The 17216-nt window shown below is 71.3% G+C and carries 15 protein-coding genes; 3 read left to right on the top strand and 12 right to left on the bottom strand.

The window, feature by feature from the left end; all coding sequences use genetic code 11:
- Positions 1-113: 113 nt before the first annotated feature.
- The 9 genes from ACFV6X_RS20665 to ACFV6X_RS20625 all read right to left on the bottom strand — a co-directional run bounded on the left by ACFV6X_RS20665 (position 114) and on the right by ACFV6X_RS20625 (position 10192).
- On the bottom strand, positions 114-968 hold the full coding sequence (locus ACFV6X_RS20665) for an HAD family hydrolase (protein WP_385385505.1): 855 nt from the start codon (positions 966-968) through the stop codon (positions 114-116).
- The gene (gene serS / locus ACFV6X_RS20660) at positions 965-2242 is read right to left on the bottom strand and encodes a serine--tRNA ligase (RefSeq protein WP_365451983.1); all 1278 of its coding nucleotides are present in this window, start codon (positions 2240-2242) and stop codon (positions 965-967) included. Before serS ends, ACFV6X_RS20665 begins: the two co-directional genes overlap by 4 nt.
- A 539-nt stretch (positions 2243-2781) precedes the next feature.
- Positions 2782-3714 carry a prephenate dehydratase gene (gene pheA / locus ACFV6X_RS20655; protein ID WP_385385503.1) on the bottom strand — a complete coding sequence of 311 codons (933 nt, stop codon included), beginning with the start codon at positions 3712-3714 and terminating at the stop codon, positions 2782-2784.
- A gap of 155 nt (positions 3715-3869) precedes the next feature.
- Positions 3870-5192, bottom strand: a complete 1323-nt coding sequence (gene efeB, locus ACFV6X_RS20650) for an iron uptake transporter deferrochelatase/peroxidase subunit (protein WP_385385501.1) — start codon at positions 5190-5192, stop codon at positions 3870-3872.
- Between the two features lie 8 nt (positions 5193-5200).
- On the bottom strand, positions 5201-7096 hold the full coding sequence (locus ACFV6X_RS20645; protein WP_385385499.1) for a copper resistance CopC/CopD family protein: 1896 nt from the start codon (positions 7094-7096) through the stop codon (positions 5201-5203).
- 13 nt (positions 7097-7109) lie between these two features.
- Positions 7110-7553: a copper chaperone PCu(A)C gene (locus ACFV6X_RS20640; protein ID WP_385385497.1), complete on the bottom strand. Its 444-nt coding sequence runs from the start codon at positions 7551-7553 to the stop codon at positions 7110-7112.
- Positions 7550-8206 (bottom strand): SCO family protein, encoded by a 657-nt coding sequence (locus ACFV6X_RS20635; RefSeq protein WP_385385495.1) that lies wholly within the window; start codon positions 8204-8206, stop codon positions 7550-7552. The genes ACFV6X_RS20640 and ACFV6X_RS20635 overlap by 4 nt, the downstream gene beginning before the upstream one ends.
- 75 nt (positions 8207-8281) lie before the next feature.
- Entirely contained in the window at positions 8282-9031 is a 750-nt protein-coding gene (locus tag ACFV6X_RS20630; protein WP_385385493.1) for a YcnI family protein, read from the bottom strand.
- A 348-nt stretch (positions 9032-9379) separates the two neighbouring features.
- The gene (locus ACFV6X_RS20625; RefSeq protein WP_385385491.1) at positions 9380-10192 is read right to left on the bottom strand and encodes a hypothetical protein; all 813 of its coding nucleotides are present in this window, start codon (positions 10190-10192) and stop codon (positions 9380-9382) included.
- 268 nt (positions 10193-10460) lie between these two features.
- On the opposite strand from ACFV6X_RS20625, the gene ACFV6X_RS20620 reads away from it, so the two are divergent.
- Positions 10461-10910 carry an ATP-binding protein gene (locus tag ACFV6X_RS20620; RefSeq protein WP_385385489.1) on the top strand — a complete coding sequence of 150 codons (450 nt, stop codon included), beginning with the start codon at positions 10461-10463 and terminating at the stop codon, positions 10908-10910.
- 86 nt (positions 10911-10996) lie between these two features.
- Here ACFV6X_RS20620 and ACFV6X_RS20615 read toward each other — a convergent pair whose 3' ends face one another.
- The gene (locus ACFV6X_RS20615; RefSeq protein ID WP_385385487.1) at positions 10997-12463 is read right to left on the bottom strand and encodes an aminopeptidase P family protein; all 1467 of its coding nucleotides are present in this window, start codon (positions 12461-12463) and stop codon (positions 10997-10999) included.
- An 82-nt stretch (positions 12464-12545) separates the two neighbouring features.
- Positions 12546-14054: a PP2C family protein-serine/threonine phosphatase gene (locus ACFV6X_RS20610; protein ID WP_385385543.1), complete on the bottom strand. Its 1509-nt coding sequence runs from the start codon at positions 14052-14054 to the stop codon at positions 12546-12548.
- A 496-nt stretch (positions 14055-14550) separates the two neighbouring features.
- On the opposite strand from ACFV6X_RS20610, the gene ACFV6X_RS20605 reads away from it, so the two are divergent.
- Both ACFV6X_RS20605 and ACFV6X_RS20600 read left to right on the top strand, forming a co-directional pair.
- Complete coding sequence (locus ACFV6X_RS20605; RefSeq protein WP_385385485.1) at positions 14551-15216, top strand: bifunctional DNA primase/polymerase; 666 nt, start codon at positions 14551-14553, stop codon at positions 15214-15216.
- A 55-nt stretch (positions 15217-15271) separates the two neighbouring features.
- Positions 15272-15859 carry a hypothetical protein gene (locus ACFV6X_RS20600; protein ID WP_385385483.1) on the top strand — a complete coding sequence of 196 codons (588 nt, stop codon included), beginning with the start codon at positions 15272-15274 and terminating at the stop codon, positions 15857-15859.
- Between the two features lie 263 nt (positions 15860-16122).
- Here ACFV6X_RS20600 and ACFV6X_RS20595 read toward each other — a convergent pair whose 3' ends face one another.
- The gene (locus ACFV6X_RS20595) at positions 16123-17088 is read right to left on the bottom strand and encodes a DUF5926 family protein (protein ID WP_365452959.1); all 966 of its coding nucleotides are present in this window, start codon (positions 17086-17088) and stop codon (positions 16123-16125) included.
- Positions 17089-17216 lie beyond the last annotated feature (128 nt).

Genomic DNA, 17216 nt, shown 5'->3' with positions numbered 1-17216 from the left:
AAGCCGATCCGGTCTCCGGACTCAAGCCGATCCGGTCTCCGGACTCAAGCCGATCCGGTCTCCGGACTCAAGCCGAACCGGTCTCCGGACTCAAGCCGATCCGGTCTCCGGACTCAAGCCGAACCGGTCTCCGGCCGGGCTGAAGCCGCCGCTCCCAGCAAGCGCTCCAGCACCACCGCGATCCCGTCCTCCTCGTTGGACGCGGTCACCTCGTCGGCCACGGCCCGCAGTTCCTCGTGCGCGTTGGCCATCGCCACACCCCGCGCCGCCCAGGCGAACATCGGGATGTCGTTGGGCATGTCGCCGAAGGCTATGGTGTCCGCGGCCTTCATGCCCAGACGCCGGGCGGCCAGCGACAGCCCCGTCGCCTTGGACAGGCCGAGGGGGAGGAGTTCGACTATGCCCTGGCCCGCCATGGTGACGGAGACGAAGCCGCCCGCGGCCCGCAGGGCGACCTCCGCGAGCTCGTCGTCGGTCAGGGTCGGGTGCTGGATGTAGATCTTGTTCAGCGGCGCCGACCAGAGGTCCGCCGCCTCCGTGAAGGGCGTCGCCGGCAGCCCGCCCTGGAGCGCGTAGCCCGGCCCGACCAGCACCTCGCCGTCCAGTCCGTCGCGGCTCGCCGCCAGATACAGCGGGCCGACCTCCGCCTCGATCTTGGCCAGGGCCACCCCCGCCAGCTGCCGGTCCAGGGTCACCGACGTCAGCAGGCGATGCTCGCCCGCGTCGTACACCTGTGCGCCCTGGCCGCAGACGGCGAGACCGGTGTAGTCGAGGTCGTCGAGTATGTGCCGGGTCCACGGGACCGCGCGTCCGGTGACGACGATGTGGGCGGCGCCCGCCGCGGTGGCCTCGGTGAGTGCCTCGCGGGTGCGTCGCGAGACCGACTTGTCGGAACGCAGCAGTGTGCCGTCGAGGTCGGTGGCGATCAGCCGGTACGGGAACCCGGCGGCGGGAGCCGTGTCGCTCACTTGGCCACCGGCTCCAGGACCTCCCGGCCGCCGAGGTACGGACGCAGCACCTCGGGCACGCGCACGGACCCGTCGGCCTGCTGGTGGTTCTCCAGGATCGCGACGATCGTGCGCGGCACGGCGCACAGGGTGCCGTTCAGGGTGGCCAACGGGCGCACCTTCTTGTCCTCGCGGACCCGGATCGACAGCCGGCGGGACTGGAACTCGGTGCAGTCCGAGGTCGAGGTCAGCTCGCGGTACTTGCCCTGCGTCGGGATCCACGCCTCGCAGTCGAACTTGCGTGAGGCCGAGGCGCCCAGGTCACCGGAGGCCACGTCGATCACGCGGTACGGCAGCTCCAGCGAGGTCAGCCACTGCTTCTCCCACTCCAGCAGGCGCTGGTGCTCGGCCTGCGAGTCCTCGGGGGCGACGTACGAGAACATCTCGACCTTGTCGAACTGGTGCACGCGGAAGATGCCCCGCGTGTCCTTGCCGTGCGAGCCGGCCTCGCGGCGGAAGCAGGGCGAGAAGCCCGCGTAGCGCAGCGGGAGCTTGTCGGCGTCGAGGATCTCGTCCATGTGGTACGCGGCGAGCGCGACCTCGGAGGTGCCGACGAGGTAGAGGTCGTCGGCGGCGAGGTGGTAGACGTCCTGGGCGGCCTGGCCGAGGAAGCCGGTGCCGGCCATCGACTGCGGGCGGACCAGCGCGGGCGTGAGCATCGGGGTGAAGCCGGCCGCCGTGGCCTGCGCCATCGCGGCGTTCACCAGGGCGAGCTCCAGCAGGGCGCCGACGCCCGTGAGGAAGTAGAAACGCGAGCCCGAGACCTTCGCGCCGCGCTCGACGTCGATCGCGCCGAGGAGCTGCCCGAGCTCCAGGTGGTCCCGGGGCTCGAAGCCCTCGGCACCGAAGTCGCGGATCGTGCCGTGCGTCTCCAGGGTGACGAAGTCCTCCTCGCCGCCCACCGGGACGTCGGGGTGGACGAGGTTGCCGAGCCGTTGGAGCAGCTCCTGGGTCTCGGCGTCGGCCGCGTCGCGCTCGGCGTCGGCCGCCTTGACGTCGGCGGCGAGCTGGCTCGCCCGCTTCAGCAGCTCGGCCTTCTCGTCGCCGGAGGCCTTGCCGATGAGCTTGCCGAGGCCCTTCTGCTCGTTGCGCAGCTCGTCGAAGCGGACGCCGGACGACCTGCGCCGTTCGTCGGCGGACAGGAGAGCGTCGACGAGCGCGACGTCCTCTCCACGGGCACGCTGGGAGGCGCGCACACGGTCGGGGTCCTCACGGAGCAGGCGAAGGTCAATCACGCGCACCAGGCTACCGGTGCGGGATGAGCGCCCACGACTCACTATTCCGCGCCGAGGATTACATACCGTTATGACGTAATTGCCCGCTGTCGTACACCCTCGTCAATAAAGATCTTCATGATCCCTTGATCGGGGCAGGTTAGGAGTGGTCGGTTGACTGGATTTCCTTGCGGGGAACGGGACTTGAGGCCTGGGTTGTCCACAGGAGCCCACGCCCTCCGAAAAGTTATCCACAGGCTGTGTGGGAGATCTGTGGATTCGGAATTGATCAATCCGAAGGATCCCGATGGATCTTTGGATTCCCATGGAAAACTTCCCTTACGCCCACTTTTGAGTGGAGTTGCGTCACTCCAAAGGGTTGACCTAAGGAAAAGAGTGGACGAAGAGTGACCTGCGGGCCGGTGGACGCCGAGAAGCCCTGCAGGGCGATTTGTCGACAGGGTCGTCCCTCGCTGTCGACTTGTCCCCAGGTCGAGATGCGGACCTGTGGATAACGTCTGTGGATAACGAAAATATGCAGGTCGGACCAACGGTATCGGCTAGAACCGGCCGTCCTGGCATCGGGCGACCCAGTCCGCCGCCGAGGTGAACTCGTCGTCCGACGTGCCGGGCAGCGGACGCCCCACATCCCCCGGCTTCATGTCCGCGCGAGGGTACGACCCGAGGAACCGCACCTGGAGGCAGATCCGCTTGAGCCCCATCAGGGTCTCGGCGACCCGGCGGTCGGAGATGTGCCCCTCGGCGTCGATGCAGAAGCAGTAGTTGCCGATGCCGGCGCCGGTCGGCCGGGACTGGAGCAGCATCAGGTTGATGCCCCGGGTGGCGAACTCGCCCAGCAGGTCGCGCAGGCCGCCGGGGTGGTCGTCGCGCTGCCACAGCACGATGGACGTCTTGTCCGCACCGGTCGGCGCGGCAGGCCGGGCGGGGCGGCCGACCAGCACGAAGCGGGTCTGCGCGTTCTCCGCGTCGTGGATCCCGGTCTCCAGGGCTGTCAGACCGTACCGGGCGGCCGCGAACTCGCCCGCGAAGGCGGCGTCGTACCGGCCGTCCTGGACCAGACGGGCGGCGTCCGCGTTCGAGGCGGCCGACTCCCAGGTCGCGTCCGGCAGGTTCTTCCGCAGCCAGTTGCGCACCTGCGGCTGGGCCGCCGGATGTGCGGAGACCGTCTTGATGTCCGACAGCGAGGTGCCCGGCCTGACCAGCAGCGCGAAGGTGATCGACAGCAGCACCTCGCGGTAGATCATCAGCGGCGCGCCCGCGACCAGTTCGTCGAGGGTCGTCGTGATGCCGCCCTCGACGGAGTTCTCGATCGGCACGAACGCGGCCTCGGCCTCACCTCCGCGCACCGCGTCCAGCGCGGACTGCACGGACACGTAAGGGATCAGCTCGCGGGTCGCCGCTTCCGGCAGCGTACGCAGAGCGACTTCGGTGAAGGTGCCCTCGGGGCCGAGATACGCATAGCTCGCTGGCATGTCCTCACCCTAATGGGCCTCCGCGCACCCGGCTCTCGCGTCTCACGAGACCCCCTCAGGTGAGTGAACGCGCCCCCTCCGAGGAGTGATCCACACCAGGTGCGGCCGTCCCGGGGACGGCAGGTCTCAGCTCTTCGGCAGCCCTCCGGCAGCTCTCAGCCCTCCAGCAGCTCCTGCCCCACGTACTCCCCCTGCGCCGCCCCACCCGGCACCGCGAACAACCCGCTCGCCTCGTGCCGGACGAACCGCGACAGCGCGTCGCCCCGGTCCAGCTTCCGCTGCACGGTCACGAACCCGCGCAAGGGATCCGCCTGCCAGCAGATGAACAGCAGCCCGGCGTCCGGGACCCCGTCGCCGTCGATGCCGTCGTGGAAGGAGAACGGGCGGCGCAGCATCGTCGCCCCCCCGTTCTGGTCGGGCCGGCTGATCCGCGCGTGCGCGTTGATCGGGACGACCAGGTTGCCCTCGGCGTCCGTCTTCTCCAGGTCCATCGCGGTGGTCTCGGTCCCGCCCGACAGCGGCGCCCCGTCGGCCTTGCGCCGCCCTATGACGTCCTCCTGCTCCTTGAGCGAGAGCTGCTCCCAGTCGTCGAGGAGCATGCGGATGCGGCGTACGACGGCGTAGGAGCCGCCCGCCATCCAGGCCGGGTCGGCCGCCCCGGACTCCGGCACGAAGATCCGCCGGTCGAAGTCGGCCTCCGCGGGCTTGGGATTGCGCGTCCCGTCGATCTGGCCCATGAGATTGCGCGCCGTCATGGGGTGGGCCGTGGCCCCCGGCGACCGGTTGAAGCCGTTCATCTGCCACCGGACCCGGGCCGCGCCGCCCGCGTCCTTCTGGATCGCGCGCAGGGCGTGAAAGGCGACCAGGGCGTCGTCGGCGCCGATCTGCACCCACAGGTCGCCCTCGCTCCGCGCCTTGTCGAGCTGGTCGGAGGAGAAGGCGGGCAGCGGATCGAGGGCGACCGGACGCAGCTTCTCCAGCCCCGTACGGCCGAAGAAGCTGTGCCCGAACCCGAAGGTGATCGTCAGCGACGAGGGCCCGGCGTCCTGCGCCACACTCGTGTCGCCGTCCCGCGCGGGCTCGCCCGCCATCAGCCGCCGGGCAGTGTCCGACCAGCGGCGCAGCAGGGCGGCGGCCTCCTTGCGGCCGGCGCCGGCGGCGAGGTCGAAGGCGACGACATGCCCCCGTGCCTGTATCGGCGTGGTGATTCCGGGTTGATGTTTCCCGTGAAACATCACCCGGTCGGCGCCCAGCGACGTGAGCGGCGTCGCCCGAGCGGGCGCTGCCGCGTACCCGGCGACGCCGCCCGCCGCCCCCAGGACCAGGCCGGTGGCACCGGCGGTACCGAGCAGCGCCCGCCGCGAGATGCCCTCCCCGGGGAGCGCCTCTGCCGAGACGGCCCCCAGGGGAGGCGTCTCAGCGGCACGTGTCCGCGGGACGGGCCGGTCGGCCGTGTGGTCGGCAATCTGCTCAGCCATGGTGATGTTCAGCCGATCTGCGCGTTCTTGGAGACGGTCACCTGGTCGATGTCGGACGTGCGCACGGTCACGGCGATCTCCCACTCGCCCGCCATGGGGATCTGCACTCCGCTCGCCGACCAGTGTCCAGTGGTGATGTGGTCGGGGACGACGGGCAGCGGCCCGACGTTCTTGGACTTCAGGGTGAAGGCGACCTTCACCTCGGGGATGTCGAAGGCCCGGCCGTTGGGGCGCTGCACGTAGACGTGCATCTCGTTGGCCCCGACCCGTGCGGGGTCGATGTCGATGCGGACGACGCCCTTGCCGTCCGAGCCGCCCGTGTCGAAGGGGATGTCCAGCGTGACCACGCCGGTGGCCGAGGATGCGGCGGACGACGAGGACGCGGCGGCCGCCTCGGCCTCCTCCACGGTGCGCCCCGGCTCGGTGGACGTCAGCGCGGTCGTCACGGCGAGCAGGACCACCGCGACGCCCGCCTCGGCCAGCACCGAGCGACGCAACCCATAACGGTTCGGATCGGCGTTCCGCTCACGCTTCTGCCGGGCGGTGTCCACGGCGGCTCGCTGCCGCGCGAGCTGCGCGGCCCGCTTGGTGTCGCCGGAGCCGCCGGACCCCGACCGCGCCGCGGCCTTGGCGCTCTCCCGCTCCCGCCGCCTGCCCGCCGTACCGGCGACCCCGGCGTCCGTCAGCTGCCCGGTCCACCGCCGCGAGATCCACGCCACCCCGACCAGCAACACCACCAGTGCCACCTTGACCAGCAGCAGCTGCCCGTACCGCGTCCCGGTGAGCGCCGACCAGGAGCCGACCTGCCGCCACGACTGGTAGAGGCCGGTCACGACCAGCGCGATCACACTGCCGAAGGCGACCTGGGAGAACCGCCGTACCGCGTCGGCCTCCAGCGGGGTCTGTGCCGGAGCCCGGTAGAGCGACACCAGCAGCGCGCCGAGCCCACCCAGCCACGCCGCCACCGCCAGCAGATGCACGACGTCGACGGGCATCGCGATCCCCGGCTGGAGCCCGCTGGAGGCATGCTCGGCCATGGCCCAGGACGCGGCGATCCCCGCGGCCACGACACCCCCGCCGAGCGCCAGCCCGAACGTCAGATCCCGCTTCTCCTCGTCGTCCCGCTTCTCGTACGCCCCGAAGAGCACGGCGATGAAGAGCGCCGCCGCGGCGAGCAGCAGCAGACGCGAGACGAGCGCCGCACCCGTCTTGGTCTGAAGCACCTGCCCGAGCAGATCGAGGTCGAAGACGTCACCGAGCGACCCGGACCGCGTGTACGCGCCGCGCAGCAACAGCAGTCCCAGCGTCGCCGCCGTGAGCGTCACCCAACCCGAGACGACGAACCGCTGCACGGCCCGCACACCCGCGCCGCGCGGCCAGCAGGCCAGCACGAAGGCGGCCCCACCGGCCAGCACGATGAATCCGGCGTACGACACGTACCGCCCGATCCCGTACAGCCATCCCACGGCCCCGCCGCCGGCCGTCCGGTCCGCCACCGAGACGGAGGTCGACGAGGGAGCGCCGATGGAGAAGGTGTAGGCGCCGGCGATGGGATGGCTGTCGGCGGACACCACCTGATAGGCCACCGTGTAGGTGCCGTCGGGCAGACCCGAGTGCAGTTTCACGGCGTACGTCGTCCCGCTGACGTTGCTCGCCTCGCCCGTGTCGGCCCGCTCGCCCTTGGGGTCGAGGACCTGGAGCGAGCCGTCGGAGAGCGAGACCGCCTCGGAGAAGGTGAGCGAGACCTGTGCCGGGGCCTTGTCGACCACAGCCCCCTGCTGGGGGTCGCTGCCGGTCAGCGCGGCATGCGCGGAGGCGGTCCCGGCGCCGCCGAGGAGCAGCCCGGCGGCGGCCAGGAGCAGCAGCACCAGGCTCCGGAAGCGGGGGGCGATGGTCGGTGTCAAGGTGGTCCCTCCCTCAGTGCCCGGAATCCGGGGTGTATGTGGCGGACTTCACCGGCATCTTCACCGTGACCGTGCCGGATGCGGCGAAGCGCAGTGCGACGGAGACCGTCTCGCCCTGCTTCGGCTTGCGCTTGAGGTTCTCGAACATCAGGTGGTCCCCCCCGCTCTCCAGCACGAGTTCACCGTGCGCGGGTACCGGCAGCTGCTTGACCTCGCGCATCGCCGAGTCGACCGTCCGGTGCACGGTCACCTCGCCGATGTCGCTGGTCACCGACGTCAACTCGTCCGCCGCATCGCCCTTGTTGACGATGCTCAGAAAGCCGGCCGCCATGGAGTCCGAGACGGGCTGCGGCATGTAGGCGGCGCTGACGGAGACGTCCGCCTCCGAGTCCGAGCCGCAGCCCGTGAGTGCCAGCGCCCCCGTCAGCAGGGCCGCCGTCACCGCCGTACGCCTCACGGCTTCTCCCCCTTGGCCAGCTTGGGGAGGTCCTTGATGTAGTCGTCGACGGTGGCGTCCTCGCCGTAGAGGACGTACCCCGCGTCGGTCTTCGGGGAGAAGGCGACGACCTGCGTGCCGTGCGTGGAGACGATCTCGCCCTTCTCCTTGTGCGGCGGCTCGATGGAGATGCCGAGCGAGCGGGCGGCGGCCTGGATGGTGGCGAAGTCGCCGGACAGGCCGACGGCTTGCGGATCGATGCCCTTGAGCCACTTGCCGAGCGCGGCCGGGGTGTCCCGGTCCGGGTCGGTGGTGACGAACACGATCCGCAGCTCGTCCTGGTCCGCCTCGGGCAGCTTGGTCTTGGCGACGGCGATGTTGTTCATCGTCAGCGGGCACACGTCGGGGCAGTTGGTGTAGCCGAAGTAGATCAGCGTCGGCCTGCCCGCGGTCTCCTTGCGGAGGTCGTACTTCCCGCCCTTCGTGTCCGTCAGCACCAGATCCGGCTTCTCGAACGGCTGGTCGAGGACGGTGGCCGCCCTGGCGTCGCCGCCGCCCTCCTCGGAGACCACCGAGACGGGCGAGCCGCTGTCGTCGTTCCCGCTCCCGCAGGCCGACAGGGTCAGGGTGGCGGCAGCGAGCAGCGCGGCCGCCGTGAACGTCTTCTTACGCATAGAAAAATGTCCCAGATGTGAGATCTCCGGCGTGCGCCGGTGGCGTACCGGCGCACACCGTCGGAACGGGCGGCGTCAGGCGGCGGTGCCGCGCCGACGTCCGGCCAGCACGCCGTAGGCCACACCGGCGGCGCCGATGACGATGCCGACGATGCCCAGGACGCGGGCGGTGGTGTCGGTGCTGTCGGCCGGCTCGGCGGCCTCGGAGGTGGTCCTGGCGGCGGCCGAGGCGTCGTCGGAGGGCTGCTCGGACTCCTTCTCCGGACCCGCGGAGCCGTGGTGGTCGTCCTCGGCGGCGGACAGCTCCAGCACCGGGGCCGGGTTCTCCGGCTCTTCCTCGCCCTCCTGCGGCACCTCGATCCAGCGCACGACCTCGTCGTTGGAGTACGTCTGGATCGCCTTGAAGACCAGTTCGTCGGTGTCCTCGGGCAGCGCGCCCAGGGAGACCGGGAACTTCTGGAAGTAGCCCGGCTCGACGCCCTTGCCGGCGGCGGTCCAGGTCACCTTGCTGACCGCCTCGGTGAGCTGCCGGCCGTGCGCCTCGATCGGCTTGTCCAGCTTGGACTTGGTGACCTCGATCTTCCAGCCCGGCACAGGCTCCGGCATCACCGACGACAGCGGGTGCTCGGTCGGGAAGCTGACCTCCAGCTTGGTGGTCGAGGCGTCGTCGCGCTCGTTGGGGACCTTGAAGTCGACGACCGCGTAGCCGCCCTTGGCGGCCGAGCCCTCCGGCTGCACGCTGACGTGCGCGAAGGCGGGGGCGGACAGGACGAGGACGGCCGAGCCGGCGACGACGGCGGCGGCGGTGAGACGGGAAGCCTTCATGGCGATGAGCACTCCACTTCGAGTGAGGGATCCGTTGGTGAAGAGGGGTACGCGCGCGTGGAGGTGCCCGTTGGGGGCCTCACCGAAAAGCGGGTCCACCGAAGAGCGTCGCCGAACCGCGGGTCCGCCCGAAAGGTGGGTCCGTCGAACAGTCGGTCCGTCGAACAGCCGGTCCGTCGAACAACGGGACCGTCGGACAACGGGACCGTCGGGGAACGGGACCGTCGAGCGGTGGGTCCGTGAAGCGGTAGGTCCGCGGGGCGGTGGGGCCGTGGAGCGGTGGGTACGCGCGCGTGCCGCGCGGCAGCGGCGGCGGGACCACGCAGAGCGGTGGCGGCGCGCGTCGCGTCAGGCGGCGAGAACGAGCACGGCGGCGGGTGGTCCGCGCCGGATCACGGTGTGCTGGAGTGCGAGGGTGCGGGGCTCGGGAACCGCACGGACGGGAGCGCGCCGGACACGCGGGCGGGCTTCCGGGGTCCGCGGGAGCCCGGCACGCAGGGCGCGCGCCAGCGCGAACGCCGCGCGCAGGGATCGTACGAGCGCCCCCTCCGCGACCGAATGCGCCGAGAGTTCGGTGATCCGCAGCAGAGCGAGGTCGCCGCGCCGCAGCAGCCAGCCCGCGGCGACCGCCGCGAGGACGTGGCCGAGCAGCATGGGCAGGGACGGCAGCAGCGCGACGGAGGAGTCGGTGGCGGTGGACATGGCGTCCGCCGGGTGGTGGGCGGCGTGCGCGCCCGAGTCGCCGCCGGGGTACAGCCGGGCATCGGCGAGCATCCGCTGGGCCTGTGCCGGGCTGATCGCGGCAACCGTGCCCCCGCACACCAGCCGCGCGGCCCGCGCGACCAGCGTGGCGTCGGTCTGGGTGGCCTGGGAGGCCGCCGTGGCGTGCTGCCCCAGCCCGAAGAGCGTGTGCAGCACGGTCTGTCCGACCGCCAGCAGCGCCGCGATGCCGGGAAGCGAGCGCTCCCGTCCCGTGAGCGGCACCGCGACCGCGAGGACGCCCAGGAAACCCGCGCCCAGCGTCCACAGCGGCACCGTGGCGCAGGAGGCGATGGCGTGCCCCGCCCCGGACAGCACGACGCAGACCGCGGCGAAGACCGCGGCCCGCGGGATCCGGAGTCCGGCTCCGGGGCGCACAGTGCGCCGGTGGGGGGCAGACATGGCGGCCTCATCATCGCACTGCGCCCACGGCCGCCATACGGCAGGTCCACAAGGTTCCGTACGATCCGGAAGGTTCCTTTTTGTGCCGATCTGTACGGTGCGACGGCTACCGCCGCTCACCCGTCCGGAACGCTTACGTCCCACATACACCGTTCGCCACCCTGAGCACATCCCCCGTATGGGCGGCATCATGTTGATTCTGCGCTTACATACGCGTACGCGCGGTAATACGTAACGGTATGTCGAGCCGCAGCCAGGAGGCTGGAGCATGAGCATCTGGTGGTCTCTCCATCTGCGGCGCGAAGCCGCGAGCGTGCCGCTCGCCCGGCGCCTGCTGCTCGGCACGATGGAGACGGCGGGTGTCGACCCCGACGTCTCGTACGACCTCTCCGTCGCCCTCACCGAGGCCTGCGCGAACGCGGTTGAGCACGGCGGGGACACCGCGCACGGCGTCTCCACCGGGGCGTACCGGGTCACCGCCTATCTCGACGGCGAGAAGTGCCGTATCGAGGTCACCGACTCCGGCCCCGGCTTCGCGCGTCTCCACCCGCGCCCGCTGCCCGCCCGCACCGACGCCGAACACGGCCGCGGCCTGTGCCTCATCGAGGAGCTGGCCGATCACGTCCACATCGGCAACAACCCCGGCCGGGACGGCGCGGTGGTGAGTTTCGACAAGATCCTCAAGTGGAGAGAGGACGCTCCGCTGATGGCGGTGTAGCCGCCCGGCGATCGCTTTCGCGGCACACGCCGACGGCCGGGCACCTCCCGGTACCCGGCCGTCGCCTCACTTCGCCCGAACCCGGCTCAGCCCTTGAGCGAGGCCATCCACTCCTCGACCTCGTCCGACCGCCGGGGAAGCCCCGCCGACAGATTGCGGTTGCCGTCCTCGGTCACCAGGATGTCGTCCTCGATCCGGACGCCGATGCCCCGGTACTCCTCGGGGACGGTCAGATCGTCGGCCTGGAAGTACAGCCCCGGCTCGACGGTCAGGCACATCCCCGGCTCCAGGACGCCGTCCACATACGTCTCGGTCCGCGCCGCCGCGCAGTCGTGGACGTCCATCCCGAGCATGTGCCCGGTGCCGTGCAGCGTCCACCGGCGCTGAAGCCCCAGCTCCAGCACGCGCTCGACCGGCCCCTCGACGAGCCCCCACTCGACCAGCCTCCCGGCGAGCACGCGCTGGGCGGCGTCGTGGAAGTTCCGGTACTTCGCCCCCGGCTTCACCGCGGCGATGCCGGCCTCCTGGGCCTCGTACACCGCGTCGTAGATCTTGCGCTGGATCTCGTTGAACCGACCGTTGACCGGCAGCGTCCGCGTCACGTCCGCCGTGTAGTACGTGTGCGTCTCCACGCCCGCGTCCAGCAGCAGCAGATCACCCGAGCGCACCGGCCCGTCGTTGCGCACCCAGTGCAGCGTGCAGGCGTGCGGGCCGGACGCGCAGATGGAGCCGTAGCCGACGTCGTTGCCCTCGACGCGCGCGCGGAGGAAGAACGTGCCCTCGATGTAGCGCTCGCTCGTCGCCTCGGCCTTGTCGAGGACCTTCACGACGTCCTCGAAGCCGCGCACGGTGGAGTCGACCGCCTTCTGCAGCTCGCCGACCTCGAACTCGTCCTTGACCAGCCGCGCCTCGGAGAGGAAGACCCGCAGCTCCTCGTCCCGCTCGGCGGTGACCTTGTCGGTCAGCGCGGCCTCGATGCCGGCGTCGTACCCGCGCACGACCCGCACCGGGCCGGTCGCCTCGCGCAGCGCGTCGGCCAGCTCGCGGACGTCGGAGGCGGGGATGCCGTGGAGCTGCTCCGCCTCGGTGAGCGAGTGCCGGCGGCCGACCCACAGTTCGCCCTGGCCGTCCAGCCAGAACTCGCCGTTCTCGCGGTCCGAGCGGGGCAGCAGGTAGATCGTGGCCTTGTGGCCGTCGCTCGTGGGCTCCAGGACCAGGACGCCGTCCTCGGTCTGGTTGCCGGTGAGGTAGGCGTACTCGACCGAGGCGCGGAAGGCGTACTCCGTGTCGTTCGAGCGGGTCTTCAGGTTGCCCGCCGGGATCACCAGGCGCTCGCCCGGGAAGCGGGCGGAGAGCGCGGCACGGCGGGCGGCCGTCTCGGCGGCCTGCGGGATCGGCTGCAGGTCGTGCAGCTCGGTGTCGGCCCAGCCGGACTTCATGTTCTCGGCCAGCTCGTCGGACACGCCCGGGTACAGTCCGTTCTTCCGCTGCTTGATGGGCTCTTCCTCAGAAGTCTCCACCGGGGTCTCCGGGAGCTCTTCGGCCACGGTCATCCTCCTAGATACGGCACTCGACCTCCTCCATCGTACGGTCGCACGAATGGGGGGCCCAGGGCCGGAAGACCCATGACCGGCGTCACTCGAACCGCGCCGCCAGCAGCACCACGTCCTCCTCGCTGTCCGCCGAGTCCAGCCCGTCCGGCAGCACCGTCCGCAGGACGTGGTCGGTGAGCGCGCCCGGGTCCCGCCGCTTGGCCCGCGGCACACCGGCCGCCGCCGCGTGCAGTCGCGCGAACGCCCGGTCCATGGGGTCGCCGGTGCGCTGGAGCAGCCCGTCGGTGTACAGCAGAACCGTCTCTCCGGGTTCTGCCTGCACCTCCACGCTGGGCGCCTCCCAGCAGGCGAGCATTCCGAGCGGCGCCGAGACGGACGTCTCCACGAACTCCGTGCGCCGCTCCCCGATCAGCAGCGGCGGGCAGTGCCCGGCGCCGGCCAGCGTGATCTTGTGCAGGGCGGGTTCGACGTAGGTGAACAGGGCGGTGGCCGATCGGGCGGGCTCGGTCAGCCGGAGCAGCAGCTCCAGGTCGGACAGGACGGCGACCGGGTCCTCGCCCTCCATCACGGCGTACGCGCGCAAGGAGGCCCGCAGCCGTCCCATCGCGGCGACCGCGCTGGGCCCCGACCCGGTGACGGAGCCGACGGCGAGGCCCAGGGCCGCGTCCGGCAGCGGCAGGGCGTCGTACCAGTCGCCGCCGCCGCGCGGGCCGGTGCGGTGGCGGGCGGCGAGCTGGACGCCGGAGACGCGGGGGAGCCGGGAGGGGAGCAGTTCCTCGGAGATGGTCGCCATGGACGCGCGCGTGCGCTCGACCTCCAGCAGCCGGGCGAGATGCTCGCCGGCGTACCGGGCGTACAGACCGGCCAGATGGCGCTGCCGCTCGACCGGCTCGGCGGGCTCGTCGTAGAGCCACACCGCGGCGCCGAGCCGGCCCGCGGCGTCGTTGGCCAGGGGGAGCGCGTAGCTCGCGGCGTAGCCGAGACGGCCGGCCACCTCGCGGTGGCGTGGGTCGAGGCCGTCCTCGGCGAACAGATCGGGCCGGACGATCTCCCGCACACCGCCCGGCGGCCCCACCGGGGCCTCGAGCAGATCGCCGTACGGCATCGCACCGCGCGGCACGGTCTCGATGTGTCCGAGATCCGCCTGGGCAAGGCCCAGACCGATGGTGCTGCAGGGGCCGAGGCCGTCGACCGGCTCCAGTACGACGAGGCCGCGCCGGGCGCCCACCAGGGCGGCTCCGGCACGCAGCAGCTCCTGGAGCGCGTCGGCCAGGGTGCCCGTACGGGCCAGGCGTTCGGTGAGTTCGTGCAGCGTGGTGAGGTCCGAGACCCAGCCGGCGAGCCGATCCTGGAGGAGGGCACCGGGGCCGGTGGTGACGGCGGCGGTGGCCGGTGAGGAGGGCGCGACAGTGTGTGCGGGGGGCGGAACAGCAGAATCGATTCCAGCCACTTTCGGAGGGTGCGGGGCGTTCATGGCGTCCGGCTTTCCGACCGGTGCGTTTTGCTTAGAAGCATCGCAAACCCCCATGTCATTTTGCGCCGCTAGCGGTGTCTCCACATGTACACGCACTCGTGAGGGGATGTCCAGCATTGTCCTGCTGGGATTCCTGGTGTCCACGGGCTTGTCGTGGTTCCCGGGCGGATCTCCCGGGATCTCTTGCGGAAAGCGGAAGTTGGCTGAAAACTGCTTAAGGTAATGCGTTATTGCGGTCGACTGGTCTTGCTCGACGGAGCGTCACAGCGGTCGTGAGGGGTACGTACTCGGTGAAGGCCAGGGGTGGATGGGGGCACCCGGAACCTGGTGACGGAGCCGGGCGTCTTAGCCACCGACGACCGAGCCCCATCCTCCCGTGACGGCGGCGAAGAGAAATACGCGCGACGGCAAACGCCACACTTCGCCACCCCACGCCACGCCCATCCATTTGATGGACTCGGTATGGGCGCGGACACAGCCCACGCTCGGCCCATAGGGGTTACCCGTGCTGGATAGCCGGGATGTGATGCGCCGACAGGTACGCACAGTGAAGTGATCGACACATGATGTGATTCGGTGTTGCCAGGCGTGCAACGGAAAGGAACGAGCGCTCATGCGCGAGATCCTCGGAAGGCGACGCAGGCTCCTGACCAGGCGGAACGACGGGAGGCCTGAAATGCTCAGCGCGGCCCTGACCTTCGCGGCGGAATGGAAATGGCCCGTACTCCCGGGCGTCACGGCGGACCCGCAGGGCCGGGCTCGCTGCGGCTGCCCCGACCCGGAGTGCACGGTGCCCGGAGCGCACCCCTTCGACCCCGGCCTCCTCGCGGCCACCACCGACGAGCGCATGGTGCGCTGGTGGTGGACCAACCGGCCCACGGCGCCGATCATCCTGGCCACCGGCGGCACGGCGCCCTGCGCGGTCAGCCTCCCGGCCCCCGCCGCGGCGCGCGCCCTGGCCGCGCTGGACCGCACGGGCATGCGCCTCGGCCCGGTCCTCGCCTCCGGCACCCGCTGGGCCGTGCTCGTCAGGCCGTACTCCATGGAACAGTTGGGCGAACTGCTCTACGCGAAGGACTTCGTGCCCGGCTCGCTGCGCTTCCACAGCGAGGGCGGCTATGTCGCGTTGCCGCCGTCGGAGACCGGTCAGGGACAGATCCACTGGGAGCGCGCGCCGCTGCCCGGCTCGGCCGCGCCTTGGGTACCCGACGTCGAGGCCGTGGTGGACGCCGTCGTTGACGCACTCACTCGTACGGGTGTGAGCGCACCCGAGTTCTGAGGGTGTCGGGCGCTCACGGAACCGGGCGCCCGGCCCCAATCGTTATCGTCCCCTCATGAACCTCCGCCTGCTCGCTCTCGCGGCCGTCGTGACGTGCGCGGTGGCGCTGCCGCTGGCCATGGCGTCCGCGGGGCCCGCGGGTGACGACCGTGACGCCAAGGCCGCGCCGGTCCCGGGACGCGGTGCCGCCAAGGTGCCGGTCGACGAGGGGCCGCGCGGTGACGCCGGGGCTCCCGGCGAGGACCCCACCGCGCCCGATCCCTCCCGCTCGGCCCACCTCCTCGGCCTGGGGCTCGCCACCGCCACCCGCTGCGGCCCCGAAGTCACCTCGCCCGACGGCATCGAGGCACAGACCTGTGTGCTGACGCAGGGCGAGGAGACCTGGGCGCGCACGTACTACCGCAACGCGACCGGCGACGCCATGGACGCCGTACTGAGCATGATGGGGCCGGACGGCCGGACCGTGCAGATGCGGTGCGCGGTGGGCGCCGAGGACGAGCCGGCCAGCTGTGAGACGCCGCGGGAGCGGACGCACGGCGAGCCCGCGGCCTATTCGGCGATCACGGAGTTCGGGGCGCGTGGCGGACTGGGGCCGTCTCTGCTGCGCTCGGGAAGCAACTCCGATGCGGCTACGGGCAGTTGAGCCGTCGCATCGTTGCGTGAGCGATGCCGGGGCGACGCCGAATGAAAAGACCCGGTTGCTGGCGACGGGGGATGCACCAGCAACCGGGGTACTGAAACGGTAACAAGAGATCGGCGGTTCGCAAATTCGATCTCTTGTTTTCCTCGACCTTTCGGACACCGACTGGCCTGTGAGCAACGGGAGTTGTGACTGGAGTCACCCGTTCCGGGGGAGCCGGTTCGGCTGACCGACCGGTCAGCCGAACGGTGTCGAAAGGGTTTGCGTCAGCTGAGCGTGACCTGCCGGTTGGTCAGGCCGCCGCGCGCGCGGCGCTCGTCCGCGGTGAGCGGCGCGTCCGTGGCCAGGGCGGCGGCGAGGCGCTCGGCGAACTCGGCCGCCGGCTTCTCGATGTCGTCGGCGGTGACACCGCTAGGCAGGTCCCACACCGGCACGGTCAGGCCGTGACCGCGGAAGGAGCCGACGAGCCGCGTGCCCTCGCCGAGGCCGGACCGGCCCGCCGCGTGCAGCCGCGCGAGGGCGTCCAGAAGCTGTTCCTCCGGGTGCGGCATGACCCAGCGCAGGTGGTTCTTCTCCGGCGTCTCGCACCAGTACGCCGCGTCGACGCCCTGGAGCTTGACGGTCGGGATCGCGGCGGCGTTGGCCCGCTCCAGGGAGGCGCTCACGTCCGGCGTGGCGTTTTCCGGGTCCGGCACCCAGAACTCGAAACCGGGGTGCACGACGGGCTCGAACGGCGCCTTGGGGTCGAGCAGGTCCTGCAGGCGAGGCCCGTCGGCCGGGGCGCGGCGGCCCTTGACCGGCGTGCCGGGCTGCGCCTCCAGGGCGCGCGTCAGGGTGTCGGCGAGGTCGCGGCTGATGTCGCCGGACGCGGTGTCGTTCTGCAGGCCGATCAGGACCGAGCCGTCGTCGCGGCGCAGGGCGGGCCAGGCCATCGGCAGCACCGTGGCGAGCGTGACCGAGGGGACGCCCTCGGGAAGGCCGTCCTTCAGGGTCAGCTCGGCGGTCGCCGCCGGGACCAGCTCGCGCAGGGCGACCCAGTCGCACTCGCCGGGCAGGCCCTCGAACGGGCGGTGCACCAGCTCGGTCGCGGCCTGTGCGGCGGCCCGGCCGTGGCACGCCTTGTAACGGCGTCCGCTGCCGCAGGGGCAGGGCTCACGGGCGCCGACAACCGGGATCTCTCCGTCCGTGAGCTGCGGGCGCGTGGCCTTCGTCTGGGGTCGCTTCTTGGCCATGATGGGTGTCTCCCGGATACGGCTCGTCTGGTACGGCGGGAGCCTAGCCGCTTGTGCGCGGGGTGACGGGACCCTGTGGATGCGCGGGGCGTTGTGGACAACCTGCGCGGGCCTCAGGGTGAGGGGCG

The sequence above is a fragment of the Streptomyces sp. NPDC059861 genome, from assembly GCF_042731435.1.
Classification (GTDB): domain Bacteria; phylum Actinomycetota; class Actinomycetes; order Streptomycetales; family Streptomycetaceae; genus Streptomyces.
The sequence above is the reverse complement of the archived record's forward strand: the minus strand, read 5'-3'. Positions and strand labels throughout refer to the sequence as shown.

What these genes read in the sequence shown, in the direction of transcription:
- ACFV6X_RS20630 (WP_385385493.1), bottom strand. Translation starts at nt 9,031, where the DNA reads ATGAAGGCTTCCCGTCTCACCGCCGCCGCCGTCGTCGCCGGCTCGGCC.
- ACFV6X_RS20620 (WP_385385489.1), top strand. Translation starts at nt 10,461, where the DNA reads ATGAGCATCTGGTGGTCTCTCCATCTGCGGCGCGAAGCCGCGAGCGTG.
- ACFV6X_RS20605 (WP_385385485.1), top strand. Translation starts at nt 14,551, where the DNA reads ATGCGCGAGATCCTCGGAAGGCGACGCAGGCTCCTGACCAGGCGGAAC.
- ACFV6X_RS20610 (WP_385385543.1), bottom strand. Translation starts at nt 14,054, where the DNA reads ATGCTGGACATCCCCTCACGAGTGCGTGTACATGTGGAGACACCGCTA.
- pheA (WP_385385503.1), bottom strand. Translation starts at nt 3,714, where the DNA reads ATGCCAGCGAGCTATGCGTATCTCGGCCCCGAGGGCACCTTCACCGAA.
- ACFV6X_RS20595 (WP_365452959.1), bottom strand. Translation starts at nt 17,088, where the DNA reads ATGGCCAAGAAGCGACCCCAGACGAAGGCCACGCGCCCGCAGCTCACG.
- efeB (WP_385385501.1), bottom strand. Translation starts at nt 5,192, where the DNA reads ATGGCTGAGCAGATTGCCGACCACACGGCCGACCGGCCCGTCCCGCGG.
- ACFV6X_RS20600 (WP_385385483.1), top strand. Translation starts at nt 15,272, where the DNA reads ATGAACCTCCGCCTGCTCGCTCTCGCGGCCGTCGTGACGTGCGCGGTG.
- ACFV6X_RS20615 (WP_385385487.1), bottom strand. Translation starts at nt 12,463, where the DNA reads ATGACCGTGGCCGAAGAGCTCCCGGAGACCCCGGTGGAGACTTCTGAG.
- ACFV6X_RS20635 (WP_385385495.1), bottom strand. Translation starts at nt 8,206, where the DNA reads ATGCGTAAGAAGACGTTCACGGCGGCCGCGCTGCTCGCTGCCGCCACC.
- ACFV6X_RS20625 (WP_385385491.1), bottom strand. Translation starts at nt 10,192, where the DNA reads ATGTCTGCCCCCCACCGGCGCACTGTGCGCCCCGGAGCCGGACTCCGG.